Annotated in this window: 17 protein-coding genes; 16 read left to right on the forward strand and 1 reads right to left on the reverse strand. The window is 33.6% G+C overall.

What is annotated here, in order from left to right; all coding sequences use genetic code 11:
- Positions 1-56: 56 nt before the first annotated feature.
- The 16 genes from AC1DVP_RS04365 to AC1DVP_RS04440 all read left to right on the forward strand — a co-directional run bounded on the left by AC1DVP_RS04365 (position 57) and on the right by AC1DVP_RS04440 (position 19,899).
- A complete protein-coding gene (locus AC1DVP_RS04365; protein WP_477182322.1) occupies positions 57-482 on the forward strand; it encodes a CBS domain-containing protein in 426 nt (141 codons plus the stop codon).
- Between the two features lie 146 nt (positions 483-628).
- Positions 629-2,914 carry an NADP-dependent malic enzyme gene (locus AC1DVP_RS04370; protein ID WP_477182323.1) on the forward strand — a complete coding sequence of 762 codons (2,286 nt, stop codon included), beginning with the start codon at positions 629-631 and terminating at the stop codon, positions 2,912-2,914.
- Between the two features lie 147 nt (positions 2,915-3,061).
- The gene (gene ruvA, locus AC1DVP_RS04375) at positions 3,062-3,643 is read left to right on the forward strand and encodes a Holliday junction branch migration protein RuvA (protein WP_477182324.1); all 582 of its coding nucleotides are present in this window, start codon (positions 3,062-3,064) and stop codon (positions 3,641-3,643) included.
- A gap of 25 nt (positions 3,644-3,668) precedes the next feature.
- Positions 3,669-10,817, forward strand: a complete 7,149-nt coding sequence (gene sov, locus AC1DVP_RS04380) for a T9SS outer membrane translocon Sov/SprA (protein WP_477182325.1) — start codon at positions 3,669-3,671, stop codon at positions 10,815-10,817.
- A gap of 82 nt (positions 10,818-10,899) precedes the next feature.
- Entirely contained in the window at positions 10,900-11,280 is a 381-nt protein-coding gene (gene gcvH / locus AC1DVP_RS04385; protein ID WP_100432147.1) for a glycine cleavage system protein GcvH, read from the forward strand.
- The gene (locus tag AC1DVP_RS04390) at positions 11,273-11,665 is read left to right on the forward strand and encodes a VanZ family protein (protein ID WP_477182326.1); all 393 of its coding nucleotides are present in this window, start codon (positions 11,273-11,275) and stop codon (positions 11,663-11,665) included. The genes gcvH and AC1DVP_RS04390 overlap by 8 nt, the downstream gene beginning before the upstream one ends.
- A gap of 98 nt (positions 11,666-11,763) precedes the next feature.
- A complete protein-coding gene (gene deoC, locus AC1DVP_RS04395) occupies positions 11,764-12,507 on the forward strand; it encodes a deoxyribose-phosphate aldolase (protein ID WP_477182327.1) in 744 nt (247 codons plus the stop codon).
- Positions 12,508-12,523: 16 nt separating this feature from the next.
- Entirely contained in the window at positions 12,524-14,638 is a 2,115-nt protein-coding gene (locus tag AC1DVP_RS04400) for a gliding motility protein RemB (protein ID WP_477182328.1), read from the forward strand.
- A gap of 170 nt (positions 14,639-14,808) precedes the next feature.
- A complete protein-coding gene (gene cyoE / locus AC1DVP_RS04405; protein ID WP_369828769.1) occupies positions 14,809-15,711 on the forward strand; it encodes a heme o synthase in 903 nt (300 codons plus the stop codon).
- Between the two features lie 2 nt (positions 15,712-15,713).
- Positions 15,714-16,301: a cytochrome c oxidase subunit 3 gene (locus AC1DVP_RS04410; protein ID WP_477182329.1), complete on the forward strand. Its 588-nt coding sequence runs from the start codon at positions 15,714-15,716 to the stop codon at positions 16,299-16,301.
- A 42-nt stretch (positions 16,302-16,343) separates the two neighbouring features.
- Entirely contained in the window at positions 16,344-17,318 is a 975-nt protein-coding gene (locus AC1DVP_RS04415) for a cytochrome c oxidase subunit 3 (RefSeq protein WP_477182330.1), read from the forward strand.
- Positions 17,319-17,334: 16 nt separating this feature from the next.
- Complete coding sequence (locus tag AC1DVP_RS04420) at positions 17,335-17,691, forward strand: cytochrome C oxidase subunit IV family protein (protein WP_477182331.1); 357 nt, start codon at positions 17,335-17,337, stop codon at positions 17,689-17,691.
- An 82-nt stretch (positions 17,692-17,773) separates the two neighbouring features.
- Entirely contained in the window at positions 17,774-18,415 is a 642-nt protein-coding gene (locus AC1DVP_RS04425; RefSeq protein WP_477182332.1) for a hypothetical protein, read from the forward strand.
- A gap of 1 nt (position 18,416) precedes the next feature.
- The gene (locus tag AC1DVP_RS04430; RefSeq protein ID WP_477182333.1) at positions 18,417-19,103 is read left to right on the forward strand and encodes an SCO family protein; all 687 of its coding nucleotides are present in this window, start codon (positions 18,417-18,419) and stop codon (positions 19,101-19,103) included.
- Positions 19,104-19,124: 21 nt separating this feature from the next.
- On the forward strand, positions 19,125-19,667 hold the full coding sequence (locus AC1DVP_RS04435) for a DUF420 domain-containing protein (protein ID WP_477182334.1): 543 nt from the start codon (positions 19,125-19,127) through the stop codon (positions 19,665-19,667).
- A gap of 31 nt (positions 19,668-19,698) precedes the next feature.
- The gene (locus AC1DVP_RS04440) at positions 19,699-19,899 is read left to right on the forward strand and encodes a hypothetical protein (RefSeq protein WP_477182335.1); all 201 of its coding nucleotides are present in this window, start codon (positions 19,699-19,701) and stop codon (positions 19,897-19,899) included.
- Positions 19,900-20,020: 121 nt separating this feature from the next.
- On the opposite strand, the gene AC1DVP_RS04445 is transcribed toward AC1DVP_RS04440, so the two are convergent.
- Complete coding sequence (locus tag AC1DVP_RS04445; RefSeq protein WP_477182336.1) at positions 20,021-21,436, reverse strand: DUF4403 family protein; 1,416 nt, start codon at positions 21,434-21,436, stop codon at positions 20,021-20,023.
- Between the last annotated feature and the right edge of the window lie 151 nt (positions 21,437-21,587).

Raw genomic sequence — 21,587 nt, forward strand, 5'->3', positions numbered from 1 at the left:
TTTGGTTTTTGTATGTCTTTTTTTTTTAAATTTAACTTTCTAAAAATTTATCTATTATGACTGTAAATCAAATACTAAGAACAAAAGGGGCAGAGGTATATTCTATTGTTTCGACTTTTACCGTATTCGAAGCTTTAAGAGTTATGGGAGAAAAAAACATAGGTGCAATTCTTGTAATTGACAATGGAGTTTTAAAAGGAATTTTATCGGAAAGGGATTATGCAAGAAAAATTGTTTTAAAAGATAAGTCTTCTAAGAAAACGCCAGTAAGTGAAATTATGGAGAGAGATGTAATAACTGTTAAGCCTTCTGATAATTTGGAATATTGCATGGGATTAATGAGCGGAAGAAGAATAAGACATTTGCCGGTGATTGAAAATGATGTGATAATCGGACTTGTCTCTATTGGAGATGTTGTAAAAGCTATAATTGAAATTCAAAAAGAAACAATTAAGCATTTGGATTCGTATATTTCTCAGTAACAGTTAATTGAAATTTTTATTAAATAGCTACATTAAATGTAGCTATTTTTTTTAGTTATAAATTAATCAAAATGACTAAAAGAATGTGATAAAAGCTTCTGTTTTGAAGCAAGTGGTTTATCTTTGTTACTCGAAAAAAAATAAAAATGGACAATAATAGTAAAAGAAGTGAAGCGTTATTGTATCACGCTAAACCTACTCCAGGAAAAATACAAGTAGTCCCCACCAAAAAATATGCAACACAAAGAGATTTGTCTCTGGCTTATTCTCCAGGGGTTGCAGAACCTTGTTTGGAAATCGCCAAAGATATCAATAATGTTTATAAATACACAGCAAAAGGAAATCTGGTAGCTGTAATCTCAAACGGGACGGCTGTTTTGGGGCTTGGTGATATTGGACCAGAAGCATCAAAGCCAGTAATGGAAGGGAAAGGCCTTTTGTTTAAAATATTTTCGGATATAGATGTATTTGATATAGAGATTGGAACGAAGGATGTTGAAGAGTTTATACAGACAGTAAAAAATATTGCGCCAACATTTGGTGGTATTAATTTAGAAGACATTAAGGCGCCGGAATCTTTTGAAATTGAGCGTAGGTTAGTGGAAGAACTCAATATACCTGTGATGCATGATGATCAGCATGGAACTGCTATTATATCTTCAGCTGCTTTGATTAATGCATTAGAACTGGCTGGTAAAAAAGCCGAAGATGTAAAAATGGTGGTGTCGGGTGCAGGATCTGCTGCTATTGCTTGCGCCGATCTTTATGTTTTATTGGGTGTGAAAAAAGAGAATATTTTAATGTTCAACAGCAAAGGCCTTTTAACAAAAGACAAACCTAATTTGTCTGATTTACAGCTGAATTATGCTATTGATGGTGCTTCTATAAGTCTTGGAGAAGCATTAAAAGGAGCAGATATTTTCTTGGGATTATCAACTGCAGATGTGATGTCTGCAGAAATGTTATTATCAATGGCAGACAATCCAATTGTTTTTGCTATGGCCAATCCAAATCCTGAAATTGCTTATGATCTTGCTATTTCTACCCGCAAGGATGTAATTATGGCAACAGGACGCTCAGATCATCCTAATCAGGTTAATAACGTTCTTGGATTTCCTTATATTTTTAGAGGAGCGTTGGATGTTCGTGCTACAAAGATAAATGAGGCAATGAAGATGGCCGCTGTAAAATCTCTTGCAGCGCTTGCAAAAGAGAATGTGCCGGAGCAAGTGAATATAGCTTATGGAGCTACAAAACTGGTTTTTGGCAAAGATTATATTATTCCAAAGCCTTTTGATCCAAGATTAATTTCTGAGGTTGCTCCTGCTGTCGCAAAAGCCGCTATGGAATCTGGGGTTGCGCTGAATCCAATAACAGATTGGGATAAGTACAAAGAGGAATTATTGGAACGTCTTGGGAACGATAATAAAATGATCCGTTTGATTACCAATAGAGCCAAAACGGATCCTAGAAGAATTGTTTTTGCAGAAGCGGAACAATTAGATGTTTTAAAAGCTGCTCAAATTGTTTATGAAGAAGGTATTGGTTTTCCTATTTTATTAGGGAATAAAGAAATTATATTAGAATTAAAAGCAGAATTAGGTTTTGATGCTGATGTTCAGATAGTTGATCCAAAGCTTGAAGAAGAACAAGAAAGAAGAACAAGATATGCGACTGCGTTATGGGAGTCAAGAAAAAGAAATGGTGTTTCGCTATATGATGCTGAAAAGTTCATAAGAGAACGAAATTATTTTGCCGCTATGATGGTGAATACTGGAGAAGCAGATGCGATGGTTTCAGGACATTCCAGAAGTTATCCTTCTGTGGTTAAACCGTTGCTGCAAATAATTGGTAAAGCGCCAAATGTTTCGTTGGCAGCAACAACTAATATAATGATGACTGCTAGAGGGCCGATGTTTTTATCGGATACTGCAATAAATGTAAATCCAACAGCTGAAGAACTGGCAAAAATTGCTGTTATGACTGCAACTACGGCAAAAATGTTTGGCATTGAGCCTGTGATAGCAATGGTTTCTTACTCTAATTTTGGTTCTTCGGGAAATCCAAGTGCTTCAAAAGTAAAAGAAGCGGTGGCCTATTTACATGAGCATCACCCAGAAATTATTGTAGATGGAGAAGTTCAGGCCGATTTTGCCTTGAATCCTGATATGTTATCTGCTAAATTTCCTTTTTCGAAATTGGCAGGAAAAAAAGTAAATACTTTGGTTTTTCCAAATCTTGAATCAGCTAACATTACTTATAAATTAATGAAAGAACTGAATAAGAATGGATCAATCGGGCCTATTATGATGGGGATGAAACATCCGGTCCATGTTTTTCAGCTGGGAGCTAGTGTTGAGGAAATGGTAAATATGGCTGCAATTGCTGTTATTGACGCTCAAGAAAAAAGTATGAGATTAAAAGGAAAATAGAAGTAAAATACCCAAAGATTAAAATTTGAGATTTTAAGATTGAAATGCCGTGTATTGGTTTATGTCTAAAAAATGTAGTCCAATATCTGCAGTATATTTATCTTTTAATCTCAAATTTTTATTATATTTGAATAGATAATTTATTTTATGATAGCACATTTGCAAGGAAAATTAGTAGAAAAAAACCCTACCGAAGTAGTGATTGATTGTAATGGTGTCGGTTATCATGTAAATATATCTTTGCATACTTATTCTTTATTGCCTAATACTGATTTTATTAAGCTGTTTACATATCTGCAAATAAAGGAGGATGCACACACTTTGTTTGGTTTTGTTGAAAAATCCGAAAGAGAAATTTTCAAAATGTTATTGTCAGTATCTGGTATTGGTGCCAGTATTGCCCGTACCATGCTTTCTTCTTTGGAGCCCAAACAGATTATTAATGCGATTGCTTCAGGAGATGTGGCAACTATTCAGAAAATAAAAGGGATTGGAAGTAAAACAGCGCAAAGGGTAATCCTCGATTTAAAGGAGAAAGTGTTAAAACTTTACGATTTGGATGAAGTTTCTATGTCACAAAGCAATACTAATAAAGATGAAGCGTTATCTGCTTTAGAAGTTCTTGGTTTTGTTAGGAAAACTTCTGAAAAAATTATTGAAAAAATTATCAAAGAAGATCCAGAGGCTACTGTGGAAACTATAATTAAAAAAGCTTTAAAAAATTTATAAGAGGTCATTTATCAGCCTAATCGATATGCATAAAATCTACTTTTTTTTGCTACTGTTCATTTGTGGCTTCGTATCTCAGGCCCAAGTGCAAAATGCTGTGCAGGATACAATCAAAAAAGGATATGATGTTGGCGAGATTCAAATGGCAAATCCTAAAAGCATATTGTCAGCCTATACTTATGACCCTGTTACCAATACTTATATTTATACTAATTCGGTAGACGATTTTAATATTAATTACCCTGTTGTTTTAACACCAGCTGAGTACGAAAAATTGATGTTAAAAGAATCCATGAATCAGTATTTTGGAAAAAAACTGGATGCAATTGATGGAAATAAAAAAGGGAGTGATGCGGCAAAAAAAGATTTATTGCCTAGATATTACATAAAATCAGGACTCTTTGAATCTATTTTCGGAAGTAATACTATTGATGTAAAACCTACAGGATCCATTGAAGTGGATTTAGGGTTATTATATACGAAACAGGATAATCCAGCCTTTTCGCCTAGAAATCGAACCAATACCTCATTCGATTTTAATCAGCGAATAAGTATGAGTTTGTTGGGTAAAGTAGGTACAAGACTTAATGTGAATGCTAATTTTGATACTCAATCGACTTTTGCTTTTCAAAATTTATTAAAACTAGAATATACTCCTGCGGATGATGATATTGTCCGAAAAATTGAGGTTGGAAATGTAAGCATGCCTTTAAACAGTACTTTGATTCAGGGAGCTCAAAGCTTATTTGGGGTAAAAACCGAATTGCAATTTGGTAAAACTACGGTAACAGGCGTTTTTTCTGAACAAAAATCTCAAGCCAAAAGAGTAACGGCTCAAGGAGGCGGTACTATTCAGGAATTTGAGATGTATGGTTTAGATTATGATAATGACAGGCACTTCTTCTTGTCTCAATACTTTAGAGAGAAATATGATGCTTCTTTAAAAAATTATCCTTTTATTGATTCCAGAGTTCAAATCACAAGAATAGAAGTTTGGGTTACCAATAAACAGAATAGGGTAAATACAACAAGCAATAATTTAAGAAATATTATTGCATTGCAGGATTTAGGTGAAGCTCAATTAACTGGTCTGCCAGATAATAAAGTGGTAGTGTTAAATCCTTCTGCGGGAATGTTTGTTAAACCAATAGATTCTCCTGCTGATAATGCTAATAACTTATATAATCCAGCTTTAATCAATAACAATACGGGATATTTAAATAGTAATATCCGTGAAATTGTTACTGCTAGTTCTGGATTCTCGCCTTCAATTGATGTTAGTGAAGGGCAAGACTATTCTAAATTAGAAAATGCCAGAAAGTTATTGCCTAATGAATATACTTTTAATGCACAATTGGGGTATATCTCCTTACAGCAACGATTAGGGAATGACGAAATTTTGGCTGTTGCCTATCAGTATTCTATTGGAGACAAAGTGTATCAAGTAGGGGAATTTGGAAATGATGGTGTTGAGGCTACTGTTGTTGGGGGAAATCAATCCTCCAATCAAACGGTTATTTCCCAGACTTTGATTTTGAAAATGCTAAAAAGCAGTTTGACAAATGTTGAGGATCCTGTTTGGAATCTGATGATGAAAAATATTTATCAAATACAGGGAGCTTATCAGTTGGTTCAAGAAGATTTTAGGCTTAATATTTTATATAAAAATCCATCGGCATTAAATTATATAACACCTGTTGCAGGCACTTCTTTTCCGCCAAACCCAACTCCCGAAAATACAGTCGAAAACACTACTTTGCTAAAAGTGCTTAACTTAGATAAGCTGAATTACAATAATGATCCGCAGATAGGCGGGGATGGTTTTTTTGATTTTATTCCGGGTATGACTGTGGATTCTCAAAACGGGAGATTGATTTTTACTACTAAAGAGCCTTTTGGGCAATTGTTATTTTCTAAACTGAAAACTCAGGGTTCTGCTGAGGATTATAATGATGTAACAACTTATAATGATAATCAAAAAAAATATGTAAACCCTTATATGTATAGAGTAACACAGGCAAAGGCAATTCAATACCCAGAGCTGAATAAATTTCTTTTGCGCGGAAAGTATAAATCTGTTGGGGGGGATGGAATTCCAATAGGTGCATTCAATGTTCCTTTAGGTTCTGTAAAAGTTACAGCGGCAGGCAGGGTTCTGGTAGAGGGAGTAGATTATAGTGTTAATTATCAATTGGGAAAAGTTCAGATTCTTGATCCGTCGTTACAGGCTTCGAATACTCCAATTGAAATTTCGCTAGAAAACAACTCTGTTTTTGGACAGCAAACGAGAAGATTCTTTGGTGTCAATGTAGATCATTTAATTTCAGAAAATTTTATGGTCGGTGCTACTTTTTTGAATCTGAAAGAAAAGCCGTTTACCCAAAAATCCAGTTATGGTCAAGAATCTGTTGACAACAGCATATTTGGGTTGCATGGAAATTATTCTTCACAGGTTCCATTTTTTACCCGTTTGGTTAATAAGCTGCCTAATATAGATACAGATGCTCCTTCATCTATTGCAGTGAGCGGTGAGTTTGCTTATCTGATGCCCAATGCATCCAAAGGAGATAAGTTTGAAGGCGAATCAACCATATATGTTGATGATTTTGAAAGCTCTCAGTCATCAATAGATTTGCGTTCACCTTATGCATGGACTTTGTCTTCTACCCCGGCAAATAGTAACAGAAGCGCCTATAATTTTAATGGTAACTTAGAAGGGCTAGATTATGGTTTTAAAAGAGCAAAATTATCTTGGTATTCTATAGATCCTGTTTTTTACACTTCGAAACCATCAGGAATAACAAATGATGATTTGTCTACGAACGCAACAAGGAGAGTTTATAGTGAAGAACTGTACCCATTAACAGATATCGCTCAAGGGCAATCACTTGTTGTGAGTACATTAGACTTGAGTTATTATCCAAAAGAGCGTGGTCCTTATAACAATAATTTGAATGTAGGAGATACGCCTAATGAAAATTATGGAGGAATTGTAAGGTCTTTGAGTTCTACAAATTTTGAACAAAGTAATGTCGAGTATATTCAGTTTTGGGTTATGGACCCTTATGTTGGAGCGGGGAAAACATCAAATACAAATTCAGGTAAAATTTATTTTAATCTAGGAGAAATCTCCGAAGATGTTTTGAAAGACGGCCGTAAAGTTTATGAAAACGGTTTTGGACCCGATCAGGTTTTAGTAAATCCAGCACCAGTTTGGGGTAATGCACCAGCATCACAATCGCTGATTTATGCATTTGACAATAATGAAAGTAATCGGATCAATCAGGATATTGGTTTTGATGGGCTTGCGTCAAAAGAAGAAGCAAAAGTATACAGCAATTATGCATCTGATTCCGATCCTGCAGCTGATGATTATACTTATTATCTCAATACTACAGGAAGTGTGCTTGACCGGTATAAAAATTATAATGGGGTAGAGAATAATTCAACTGTTAATATTAATTCACCTAACAGAGGTTCGACGACAATTCCAGATGTTGAGGATGTGAATAGGGATAATACTATGAATACCATTAATGCGTATTATGAATATAGTATTGATATGAAACCGGATATGAAAGTGGGGCAAAATTATATTTCGGATGAACGCAATACAATCATAACACTGCCAAACGGCTCCACTACTGATGCAAGGTGGATTCAGTTTAAAATTCCTATTTCTCAACCGCAGGATACCATTGGGAAAATTTCAGATTTTAGGTCAATTCGTTTTATGAGAATGTTTATGACCAATTTTACAGATAAGGTTACTTTGCGTTTTGGAGCTTTGGATTTAATGCGCGGAGAATGGCGGCGTTATGCAAATTCATTAGATTCTAATGATATAAATGTTGGTGATGATGCAACTGTTTTTGAAACAGCTTCGGTTAATATCGAAGAGAATTCCAATAGATGTCCTATCAATTATGTAAGCCCGCCTAGTGTTAAAAGAGAACGATTGTATAATAATAATACGGTTATCAATCAGGATGAACAATCTTTGTCAATGCGGATTTCCGGAGGAGGATTAGAGCCTTTGGATAGCCGTGGCGCTTTCAAAAGTTTTAATATTGACATGCGTCAGTATAATAAGCTCAAAATGTTTTTGCACGCAGAATCTTTACCGTTCGAAACAGTATTAAAAGATAATCAAATGGTTGCTTTCCTGCGTATAGGAGCCGATTATTCTAATGATTTTTATCAAATAGAAATTCCGTTAAAGGTAACTGCAGCTTCTTCTTCGGGAGATAAAAACTGTCCGCCGATTAGCGCTGATTTAGTTTGGCCAACAGATAATGAAATCGATTTATCTTTAAAATTATTGACGGATCTAAAATTAAAGTCTTTAAAAATTGATAAAACTACTTTACCGGCGGATGGAATTTATTATTCGGATGATGATCCAAATGTAGAAGGAGGAGACGGTGACGGTAAGCTTCGTTTGGGGATAAAAGGAAATCCAAATTTAGGTTTGATTAGAAATATTATGCTTGGAGTTAAAAGTAATGAACCCCATCAGGATATTAAAGGAGAAGTTTGGTTCAATGAACTCCGTTTAGCTGATATGGATAATAAAGGAGGAATAGCCGCTTTATTAAATATTGATACTAATTTTGCTGATTTAGCTACAGTTTCAATGACCGGAAATATAAAGAACTTTGGTTTTGGCACAATTGAACAAGGCCCAAATGAAAGAAGCAGAGAAGATATCCAGCAGTACAATATAGTGACAAATATTAATCTCGGAAGATTTTTGCCTAAAAAATGGGGGATTAATTTACCATTTAATTATTCAATAGGAGAAGAAATTATTAAGCCGGAATATGATCCTTTTTATGAAGATATTAAGCTGAAACAAGTTTTAGATGACGCTGATACTGAAGCTGAAAGAAAAGCTAAACTAACGCAGGCTATAGATTATACTAAGAGAAAAAGTATTAACCTAATTGGAGTGCGAAAAGATAGAAGTGCAGAGAAAAAACCAATGCCTTATGATGTGGAGAACTTCACTTTTTCACAATATTATAATGAAGTAGAACGTCATGATTTTGAAATAGAAAAAAATATTGATCAGCAGTCCAGAACCACATTAGATTATGCTTTTGCATTTCAGCCAAAACCAGTAGAGCCTTTTCAAAAAACGAAGTTTATGAAAAAAAGCACTTATTGGAAGTTTTTAAGTGATCTTAATTTTAATTATTTGCCCTCCAGTGTCACTTTTAACACCAATGTGATCAGACAGAATAATGAACAGCAGTTTAGACAAGTTGAAGATATCGGTATTGGTTTTGAGCCTTTATACAGAAGAAATTTTGGATTCAATTACCAATATGGATTTAACTTTAATTTGACCAAATCCTTAAAAATAAATTATACGGCGGCTTCTAGAAATTTAGTTAAGAATTATTTGGATGAGTTTGATGAACCTATTGATAATGTAACTATTTGGGATGGTTATTTGGATACGGGAACCGCTAATTTTCATATGCAGCAATTTGTTTTAAATTATGAAATTCCTCTGAACAAAATTCCTGTTTTAGGTTTTATTAAAGCTAATTATTCTTATACCGGAGATTACAGCTGGCAAAAATCATCTACAGCGTTGAGTGATATATCTATTGGAGGTGAGTCTTACGATTTAGGGAATACAGTACAAAATGCTAAATCGAGTACTTTTAATGCAGCTTTCAATATGGAGACCCTGTACAAATATATTGGGATTGGTAAAGGAGTTGCAACCAGTAAGCCTAAGCCTGTGGCTCCTCCAAAGCCAGGAGAAAAGATTGTAAAAGCAGACCCTCTAAAAAAAATTAATCAAAATCAGTTTGTTGATGGTTTAAAAGGAGTGCTCACAAGTATAAAAAATATCCAGCTGACATTTACAGAAAATCAGGGAACTGTTTTGCCTGGGTATACGCCAAGTGTTGGTTTTTTCGGGTCTTCTAAACCAACTTTAGGTTTTGTTTTCGGGAGCCAAAGTGATGTGCGTTTTGAAGCGGCGAAAAAGGGCTGGCTAACCACATATCAAGAGTTTAATCAAAATTATACAACCGTAAATAATCAAACATTTAAAGGATCAGCTAATTTGGAAATTATCCCGGATCTTAAAATTGATTTGCTGGCAGACCGTTCCTTTTCTGAAAATTTTTCGGAGCAGTATGATGTAACAAATGGTAATTACAATTCTAGGTCACCTTATAATTATGGGATATTCTCTATTTCAACGGTATTAATAAGGACTTCTTTTTCAACCAGTAATGAAGTCCGATCTACAGCTTTTGATGAGTTTAGAAATAACAGGCTTACTGTGGCTAATAGGCTCGCTGTTGAAAGAGGGATAGATATTACTAACCCGGCCAATCTTGATTCCAAAGGCTTTCCGCTTGGGTTTTCTAGCTCAAGTCAAGCGGTTTTATTGCCTTCGTTTTTAGCGGCTTATTCTGGAAGCAGTGCTGATAAAGTTTCTTTTGATATTTTTAAAAACTTTCCAGTACCCAATTGGGGAATTACATACACTGGATTAATGCGGTATGAATTTTTTAAGAAAACCTTCAAACGGTTTTCCTTGAAACAAAATTACAGAGCATCATATACGGTTAATTCTTTTAGATCGAATTTTAATTATACTAATAATCCTAATGGATTAGATGACAGCGGTAATTATTATAGTCCTACTATTATGTCGAATGTAACTTTGGTAGAACAGTTTAATCCTTTAGTCCGCATTGATTTTGAATTAAAAAACTCATTTAAATTGTTAACTCAAATAAATAGAGACAGAGCTTTATCGATGAGTTTTGATAATAATTTATTGACCGAAGTGCACGGGGTTGAGTATGTAGTTGGGTTGGGGTATAGAATTAAAGATGTGGTTTTTTCCTCTAAGTTGGCGGACAATCCAACAGGTATTATAAAAAGTGATATTAATATAAAAGCCGATTTGACTTATAGAGACAGCCAGACCATTGTACGCTACTTAGATTACGATAACAATCAGTTGGGAGGCGGTCAAAATATATGGACATTGAATACTACAGCGGATTATTCATTGAGTAAGAACTTAACGATAATCTTTTATTACAATCATTCTTTTTCTAAACCAGTTATTTCGACTTCATTTCCTTTAACCAATATTAGTTCAGGATTTACTTTCCGCTATAATTTTGGGAATTAATTTTTAAAAATCTGAACCATAATTGTACATAAGATTGTTACATTTGTGCAAAAAATAATTATTAATTATCAATTATCATTTTATGAGCATACCAGCAAATTTAAAGTACACAAAAGATCACGAATGGGTAAGTCTTGAAGGCGATATTGCAACCGTGGGAATTACACATTTTGCGCAAAAAGAATTAGGAGATATTGTATATGTTGAGGTTGAAACATTAGATCAGACTTTAGATAAAGATGAGGTTTTTGGTACGGTTGAGGCTGTAAAAACTGTATCTGATTTATTTCTTCCGTTATCTGGAGAAATTATTGCTTTCAATGATGCTTTAGAAAGTACTCCTGAAAGTGTAAATGCTGATCCTTATGGTGATGGATGGATGATTAAGGTGAAAATTTCTAATCCTTCTGAAATAGAAGAATTGCTTTCGGATGAAGCATATAAAGAGCTTATAGGTGCCTAAATATATTCTGTTTTTAGTTGCTTTGTTTTGGGCAGGCGTAATAGCTTATTTCTGCTTGGTAAAATCTAGCGACCTTCCAGTTGTAAATATTCTGTATATTGATAAATGTATTCATGCTTTTTTTCATTTCGTGTTTACTTTTGTTTGGTTTTTATATTTTAGGAAGCAGTTAAGATTTAAATACGATTTGAAACCTTTAATGCTTTCATTATTATTTTCGTTTGTATTTGGAATATTGATCGAGATATTGCAGGAATTGTTTACAACAACAAGGCATGCTGATGTTGCGGATGTCCTGGCTAATTTAACAGGTGCTGTATTGTCTGTTTTTTCAGTGCTGATTTGTAATAGATTCAATATTTTAAATTCAATACTAAAAAATTAATTCCCACTTCGGTGGGTTTTTTGTTTCTATTGAGACTTGTTTGATGTCATTTCATTCGAATAATGTAATTTTGGCTTTTAATTTCTTAAATTGTAAAAATGGATATTAAAAATTATTTAGATTCGACCTATTTAAAAACGAACAGTCAGGCTGGTTTAAGTGAAAAGGAAAATGAAGCTGTGGCTCAGGGTTTTATTCAAGAAGCTATAGACGAAGAATTTAAATTAATAATGATTCGTCCGGACAGGGTTTCCTTGGCAAAAAAAATGATCGTTGACGTTGATTCAAAAGTTTTAATAGGGACAGTTATAGATTTTCCAGAAGGAGCATCTTCTATAAGCAAAAAGTTGGATGAAGCTCTTGAATGTATTAAAAATGGTGTTGACGAATTAGATTACGTTTGTAATTATGAGGCTTTTAAGGCTGGTAAGGTTGATTTGGTTAAAGATGAAATCCTAAAAGGGACTCAGCTAGGACTTGATAATAATAAAACAGTAAAATGGATTATTGAAGTGGCCGCACTAAATGAAACACAAATTGCTGAACTGACTGCATTGATTAAAAATGTTGTTATTGCTAATTTTAAGTCAGAAGTGTATAGTTCTGTTTTTGTAAAATCATCAACAGGGTTTTATAAAACAGAGAATGATTTGCCTAATGGTGCTACCGTAGCTTCAATTACAATAATGCTTCAAAACGCTGCGCCACTTCCGGTAAAAGCGGCTGGCGGCGTAAGGACTTATAAAGAAGCAGTCGAAATGATTGAACTTGGAGTGAAGCGTATAGGCACATCGGGTGCTAGAGCTATTGCAAACGGGGAAGAGACTTCTTCTAAATATTGATTTTATACCAAATAAAATGATTAAAAAAGTACTGACTTTTCTTTTAATTTTTTCTGCATTTGTAATAAATGCACAAACTCCGAATAATAAGCCTTCAGAATCTTTGGATGAACGATTTCCTGTTTTTTTAAATTGTAAAAATTTAGAACATCAGGATTTAGAAAATTGTTTTTATAATGAAGTGCAGCAATTAGTGTATAATAATTTTAAAGTACCCGAGAAATTGAAGCAAAATCAATATAAAGGGACTGTAAAAGTGCTTTTTGAAGTTAGTGATTCAGGGAAGTTTAAGGTCTTATTTGTGACTTCAAATAACGAAGAGCTAATAATTGAAACAAAAAGAGTTTTTGGCGGCTTTCCCACTATTGACCCGCCAACTTATAACGGTAATCCAACTTATTCAAAATTTAATCTAAGTATAGCGATACCATTATTGTCTCCCGAAGAAATCGCTGCCGCTGCAAAAGCTAAAAATGAAAATATCAATGTTAATGCTGGTTTAACAGAATTAGACAGTATTGTTTACAAGCGTTTTGATAATCCTCAATTTACAAGTCATTTAAATATTCCTTTTTCTCATAGCTATTATGCTGAATTTGATGAGGAAATGAATAAAGTTGGCAGTAATAATCATACAGCTTCAAAGCCTTATACTTATTCGGAGGTTGAGAAATATTATAATTTTCAAAAAGTCAATGCTAGTTTAATGAAGAATAAAACGAGCTGGTGGGGACGAAAAACGTGGAATGAAAATTTAGCCGAAATTCAAGGAGAAGGGTATTGGTTTGCGGCGAATTTTTTATTTAACGTTCAAGGCGGAATTTCTAATCCTAGTAAAAGTGATTACACTTATGTAAATACAAGAGCTCTTAATGTTAAAGGAGGTCTTGGACCTCGTTTTAATTTCACGACAACTTTTTATGAAAGCCAAGGGCGTTTTGCCGATTATTATAATGCTTATGCTAATTCGATAAAACCATCTGGCGGAAATCCTGCAATTGTTCCAGGAATAGGTATTGCCAAACAATACAATACAGATTCTTATGATTTTCCTTTGGCCGATGCCAATATTTCATATAATGCAGCTAAGTTTTTGGATTTGCAGTTGGGGTATGGCAAAAATTTTATTGGAGATGGATATCGCTCTTTATTATTAAGTGATGGAAGCAGTCCTTATCCTTTTTTTAAGATTAATGCCAATTTTTGGAAGATAAAATATACTGTTGATTATATATGGCTAAAGGATGTGCGTCCCGAAGTTACAGTTGATAAAACTTATGCTTCAAAATATGCCGTAAATCATTATTTAAGCTGGAATGTATCCAATAGACTAAACTTGGGTTTCTTTGAATCGGTTGTTTGGACCAATACTAACGGAAGAGGATTTGATGCTAATTTTATAAATCCAATTGTATTTTATCGTGCTGTTGAGTTTTCTTCTTCTTCCAAGAGCGGTAATGCTCTTTTGGGGCTGACTTCTAAGTATAAATGGAACAATCAGGTAAATCTTTATGGACAGTTTCTTATTGATGAGTTTTCTGCTGGAGATATTTTTGCAGGAGAAGGAAGCTGGAAAAATAAATTAGGCTATCAATTTGGGGCAAAATATTTCAAGGCTTTTAATGTGGATAGTTTAACGCTGCAATTGGAGTTCAATCATGTACGTCCTTACGTGTACTCCCATAGTGAGCCAATTACGAATTATGCTCATAACAATCAGAGTTTGGGACACCAATGGGGAGGGAATTTTCAGGAATTGGTTTTATTAGGATATTATAATAAAGACCGATTTTATGCTAATGCTAAGTTTACAATTGGTACTCGTGGTTTTGATTTTGCGGATTTAGGGGCTAAATCTAATTATGGCGGAAATATTTATAGAGACTATGATGATAATAGATATGCTGACACTGGGGTCAAAGTTGGGCAGGGAAACAAAACAAGTGTTTTTATTTCAGAAGTTCAAGTTGGGTACTTGGTAAATCCAGCTACAAATTTCAAATTTTTCGGAAATTTTTTATTTAGAAATTTTGATCCAACAGCTAATACTGCAACAGTTTTTAAAAATCAAACAACTTGGTTTACTGTTGGGTTTAGATCGGATGTGTTTAATTGGTATTTTGATTATTAGGTTTTTTATTGGTTCTAAAATAAATAATCGAACTCAATAATTGATTAATTGTGCCGTAAAAACCGATTAAAAAAGCAACTGTCATTTCAAATGTTTAATTCATAGATTGTTTTTGAATCTAATTTGTATATTTGCAGCAGTTTTCAAAAAATACAACAATTTTATCTGCATTGAGTACAACATCAAATCCTACTTCGTTCAAATCTATTTATATTGATTTTAAAGCAATTACAAAGGCTGGTTTGGCTATAAGTGTTGTTTTTTCTTCAATCGCGGGTTATGTTCTTGGTTTTAATGATACCAATTCTTTTAGTTTGCTCGTTTTGCTAAAACTTGCTATAGGCGGATATTGTATGGTTGGTGCTTCCAATGCTTACAATCAGGTTATAGAAAAAGATTTAGATGCTTTGATGGATCGTACCAAAAACCGTCCTGTTGCATCTGGAAGAATGTCTCCACGTTTGGCTTTGGTTGTAGCAAGTCTGCTTACTCTTTTGGGGATAGCTTTACTGTATACCATAAATCCAAAATCGGCTATGTTTGGAGCGATTTCCATCTTTTTATATACCAGTATTTATACACCGCTTAAAACCGTAACTCCTCTTTCTGTTTTTGTTGGGGCTTTTCCTGGAGCGATCCCTTTTATGTTAGGCTGGGTTGCTGCCACTAACGAGTTTGGAATAGAAGCAGGGACTTTGTTTTTGATTCAGTTTTTCTGGCAATTTCCTCATTTTTGGGCAATCGGCTGGTTTTTATATGAGGATTATGAAAAAGCAGGTTTTTTTATGCTGCCAACAGGCAAGAAAGATAAAGGAACTTCACTGCAGATTATTTTATACAGCGTTTGGTTAATAATTGCTTCATTATTACCTGCTTTGGGCTATACTGGACGTTTGTTTATTTCGCCAATAGCGGCTGTTTTAGTGTTGTTTCTTGGATTATGGGTGCTGTTTTATGCAGTTCGTCTGTACCAGATAAAAACAGCAAAGGCAGCTCGAACGTTGATGTTAGTAAGCGTTTCTTATATAACATTATTGCAATTAGTATATATAGTAGATAAATTTTTAAGATAATTATGGGAGTTTCAATGACAGCCGAAGATTATAAATCAAGAACGGCAAGATCGTATAAGCTGATTTTATTGTTCGCTATGGTGAGCATGACAATGATGTTTGCAGGTCTTACGAGTGCCTATGTGGTGAGTCAGTCAAGAGCAGATTGGCTGAAGGATTTTCAATTGCCTTCTGCTTTTTATTTTAGTACAGCAGCTATTTTAGGATGCAGTATTACTTTTCACTTGGCTAAAAAAGCAATTCAAAAAGACAATCAAAGTAAGACCACTTTGTTGCTTTTGACTACGCTGGCTTTGGGAATTTTGTTTGTGGTATTACAGTTTGTTGGTTTTGGTCAAATAGTCGAAAATGGTTATTATTTTACAGGAAGTGCCAGTTCTATTACTACAACATTTTTATATATTGTAGTAATTGTACATTTATTGCACTTGGCAGGCGGTATGATATCTTTGTTAATTATTATTTATAATCATTTTAAACAAAAATATAATTCAACACAAACTCTTGGAATAGAACTAGGTGCAATGTACTGGCACTTTCTTGATTTCTTATGGGTTTATTTATTTTTATTTTTATATTTCTTTAAATAAGAAAAAAACGTAAATTTGGGAACTTTTTAACGAATAACTTTTATGGGAGCGACAGTTACTACTGCAAATAATGAAAAAACTTGGGGAGGCGGAAATGAGCCAATGGGAGCAAGTTATGGTAAATTGATGATGTGGTTTTTTATCTTATCAGATGCCTTAACGTTCTCTGGATTTTTAGCAGCTTACGGGTTTTCTAGATTTAAATTTATTGAAACTTGGCCTTTGGCTGATGAGGTGTTTACACACTTTCCATTTTTACATGGTGTTTCTGCACCTATGTATTATGTGGCATTAATGACTTTTATTTTGATTTTCTCGTCTGTAACAATGGTTTTGGCTGTTGATGCAGGACATCAGATGAAAAAGGATAAAGTAGCCCTTTATATGTTTTTAACAATTATTGGAGGTCTTATTTTCGTTGGTTCTCAAGCTTGGGAATGGAAAAATTTTATCAAAGGGGAATATGGAGCTATTGAAACAACAGGAGGCAGTTTACTTCAGTTTGTTGATAAAGAAGGACACCGAGTTGCTTTAGAGGATTTTGCTGCTAAATTACCTGTTGAAAGAGAGCATTTATCTAGAGCCAAAGCTAAATGGTTTATGGAAGAATCTTCTATTCCTAGTTATACTGTAGCCGAAGTTCAAGCTGGTTTTAAAGCTCATCCTGAAGTTTTGGTTAGAATTGAAACTTTAGACAAGAACAAAGATAAAATTGTACTTTCAAGAGAAGAATCTCAAGTGCGTTTGAATCAGGCTAAATTGGTAATTGAAGGTGCTAATCTGGCTCATAATGAATATGGAAGTAAGCTTTTTGCTGATTTCTTTTTCTTTATCACTGGATTCCACGGATTCCACGTATTTTCAGGGATAGTAATTAATATTATTATTTTCTTTAATGTTCTTTTAGGAACTTATGAGAAAAGAGGCAGTTATGAAATGGTTGAAAAAGTGGGTTTATATTGGCACTTTGTTGATTTAGTTTGGGTATTTGTATTCACATTCTTCTATTTAGTTTAATTTTAGATTTATTATTATGTCACACGCACACGAACATGTTTCTAACACAAAAAGAATTTGGACTGTTTTTGGTATACTTTCTTTAATCACAACTGTTGAGGTTGCTTTTGGTATCATCAGACCGGATGTTTTATATATGCACAATTTTTTGACGATGAGTTTGTTAAATTGGTTTTTTATCATATTAACATTAGTTAAAGCTTATTATATTGTATGGGCTTTTATGCATATGGAAAGTGAAAGAAAAGCATTAAGAAATGCAGTTGTTTTTCCGTTAATTTTCTTAGTTTGTTATTTACTTTTTATTCTGTTAACAGAAGGAGATTATGTATTTGAGGTTTTTAGAGATTCTACAATTAAATGGAATTTTTAACTAGATATTAATTCAACATTAAAGGTGTCCGTTTGAGCGGATGCCTTTTTTTATTTTAATACAATAAATTTTATAATTTCTAATGAAAAAAAATATTGTTCTTTTTGTGCTGTTTATATTGCCTATCGTTGCTTATCTTTTTTTTGCTTCGGGAATTAACAGCTTTACAAAATTACCTGTGATAACACCAAAGATCCCTGATTTTGGAGAATGGAAATCTTTAAATGGTGAAAAAGTAACTTTGAATAATAAAATTACCATTCTTGGTTTTTCAGGTACTGAAATTCTTAAAAACAGAGGGAATTATTTCAATTTAAACGAAAAAATTTATCAACGGTATCATGATTTTAAAGATCTGCAGTTTGTAGTTGTAGCTCCTTTAGGGACTGAAGATGAAGTTAAAAGCGTGCTTAGCGCTTTGGGTACTTTTACAGATGTGAGCCAATGGCATTTTGTTTTCACAACTCCTGAAGAAATTAAATTGTACTTTAGTGAGCTAAAATTAAAAGGGGCTTTGGATGCTGATTTAGGAACTCCTAATGTTTACATTGTAGATAAAGAGCGAAATTTAAGAGGCAGAAAACAAAAGAAAGGGTATAAAGAAGGATACAGTACATTTCATCCGGCAGAATTAAGTAATGAAATGCTAGATGATTTTAAGGTAATTCTTTATGAATATAGAGCTGCATTAAAAAAGAATCATAACGCAACAAAACAATTATAGTATGCTGAAAAATAAATCATATATAGGAATTTCTTTTATTATACTGGTTTTTGGGATATACGCTATTCCGAAAATTGTTGATAGAGTGCAAAATAACAGTATTGTTCAAGGGGATCGTTTGGATAAAGTTGGGGGTTCTAAAGAAGTAGATCAAAAGTTGGTTAAAGTTGGTCCAGCTCCAAAATTTGAACTTATAAATCAGGACAATGTAAAAATTTCAAATGATTTTTATAAAGGAAAAGTTTATGTTTTAGAGTTTTTCTTTGCCACTTGCCCTTCTATTTGTCCTAAGATGAATGCTAATATGGTGACGCTGCAAAATACATTCTTTGGAAATCCAAATTTTGGTATTGCTTCAATAACCATAGATCCAGAACATGATACTCCAGCTGTTTTAAAAGAACATGCCAAATTGCTGGGGGCAAAATCAGCTAATTGGAATTTTCTGACAGGTGATAAAGAGTACATCTATAGTTTGTCGAATAAAGGGTTCAATATTTATGTGGGTGAAAATAGTAAGGTTCAAGGAGGTTTTGAACATTCTGGACTTTTTGCTTTGGTTGACAAAAATGGTAATATCAGATGCAGAAAAGATGATTATGGAAATCCTATTTTATATTATGACGGTTTAGAGAAAAAAGGAGTTAGAGAAATTCAGCAGGATATTCAGGCTTTGCTTAAAGAATAAATAAAACAAGATTAATAAATAATGGAAAATAATACTGTAGAACAAAAATATAATAAATGGATTGTGCTGTTATCAATTGCAATTCCTGTTGTAGTAGCCGTTCTTTTTAAAGTCAAGTTAAAAGATTTTGGATTTAATGTGGCTCCATTGTCATTTTTGCCCCCTGTTTATGCTACGATCAATGGAATAACGGCAATACTGCTGGTGTCTGCTGTTATTGCCATTAAAAACGGAAACAGAAAGCGTCATGAGTTGTTGATGAAAATGGCTATAGGATGCTCTGTTGCTTTTTTGGCAATGTACGTGGCTTATCACATGACAGCAGAATCTACTAAATATGGTGGAGAAGGAATATTGAAATATGTATATTTCTTTATATTAATTACGCATATTTTTTTATCAATCGTAATCATTCCCCTGGTTCTGATAACGTATGTTCGTGCTTTAGCGAGTAAATTTGATAAGCATAAAAAAATTGCAAAAATTACTTTTCCAATCTGGCTGTATGTTGCTGTAACTGGAGTAATTGTGTACTTAATGATTTCGCCTTACTATGTTAGTTAATTTAAAAGGGATCAGTCAAAAACGAATAGTCTTGAGTGCTATTCTTTTTTTTGTGTTTTCATTTAACTCTTTTGCACAATGCGCAATGTGCCGTGCAGCTTTGAATGGAAAGGATAATAAAGTCCAAGCCGAGGCAATAAATGATGGTATCGTTTACCTGATGATAATACCGTATGTTCTTGTTGGGGCACTTGGGTATTACATTTATAGAATGAAAAAGAAGAAACAGTAGGTCACAATGCACAATATTAATTGCGAAATTTAATTGCAATTCCAAATAAAAAAGTCAGTCTCGAAAAAACATTATTCGAGACTGACTTTTTAACTTCCGGCTAATTTGAAAACCGTGAATTTTATTTCAGTCCGTCAATGGATACGTTGATTACTCCATTAACCTGTATAAAAGCTATAATTGCCTGATTCGTCAGTTCTGTTTTTTGAAACTGAATGTCATCCATTTTTCCATTAACGAAAACTCCAGGCATTGGGGAATAGTTTTTTAAGTAAGCTGCCATGCTTTGTTTGGCTTCATCTAGATTTTGTTTGATAGAATAACGGCAGCTTTCCTGCATTTTCTTCAGAATAATTCCTTGAGCCAGCCAGTTTGCAGTTCTCATTAATCTGCTTTTAGTATCCAATACATAATCTAATTTATCAAAATAAATTTCCTTGGTCGTGTCATTATATTGAGGAATTCCGTTTAAATAAATAGTTCCGTTTACAGCTCCCAAAAGATCTAAGGCAATTACTATTTTGCCGTCTTTGTGCCAGATGGCTACATTTTGAACTTTTACTTTTTTGCTTCCCGTCCCAAATTCCTGACCAACAAAATTTGCAGTCATTACCCGCGATGCTTCTTGATAAGTAGAAACGGCTGCTATATTAGCGGCTATTTGTTCTGGAATTTTATCAACAGCTTTTAGTAGAATTTTGTTTTTTTCAAATTTTGATTCTGGTTTTTTTCCGATCAAAGTTTCCATATTGCATTTCATTCCCATGTTGAGCAAAAAGGAATCATTTTTAAGTTTGGCATTTGTAGAATACACTTCTAATGGTGCAATTCTAAGCCAGCTTTTATATTCTTGGCTCATTTCAAAAGGAGTGCTTATTTTAGAAATCGCCTCTAAAACATTTGGCTTGAAATCCATAGATTCTTCTATCGCCGTATCAATGCTTTTTTCTATTTGCGATTTAAAAAGGCTTACTGCCGGATTTATAAGGTAAGTAACCGGCATATTTTTTCCAAAAACAGTCATTGTAGGGCTTTCTACCCAATCCAGAGATTTTAAATTTGTTTTAGAGCTTAATTTCCAATTGTTTAAATTTACACTGCTTAGTAATGTAATTACTCCGTTTAGATTGAATTCCTGATTTTTGTATAAATCAACCCCCATGGTTTTGGTCCCAATTCGGTATTTTACCCAAACTTTTAGTGGTAAAACAGTTCTTATTTTTTCGCCTTCTTTTCCATGGTCATTAATGATGGTTATCGGCGCTTGCTTCCAGACTTTAATTTCAATATTATCATCTTCTATTCTGTTGTCTTCATAGATTAAGCCGTTTAATAAAGTATTKGTTTGGTTTTCAATATCTTTTAGTTTAATGCTGACTGGCAGGTTGATAAACGAGGGAGTACTTGTGTAAGTTAATGGTATGGCATCATCTGGTTCGGGTTTTAAAGCTTCAATTTTTTGTGAAGTAGAAGAGCAGCTTGTTGTTACTGATAGAATTGATGTGAAAATAATTAGATATAAAAAAGATTTTAGCATTTGTTTCAGTTTTTTGTTGGCAAATGTAACTAAACAAATATATTTTTTAAATGTAGCTGTAACATTTTTGTCGGAAATAAGTCTTATGTATTGAATTGATAAGTAGTGCTTTTTTCTTATTGATTTTTTTAGAAGTTAGGTATTATTGTTT

Source organism: Flavobacterium sp. P3_A6 (assembly GCF_056403035.1).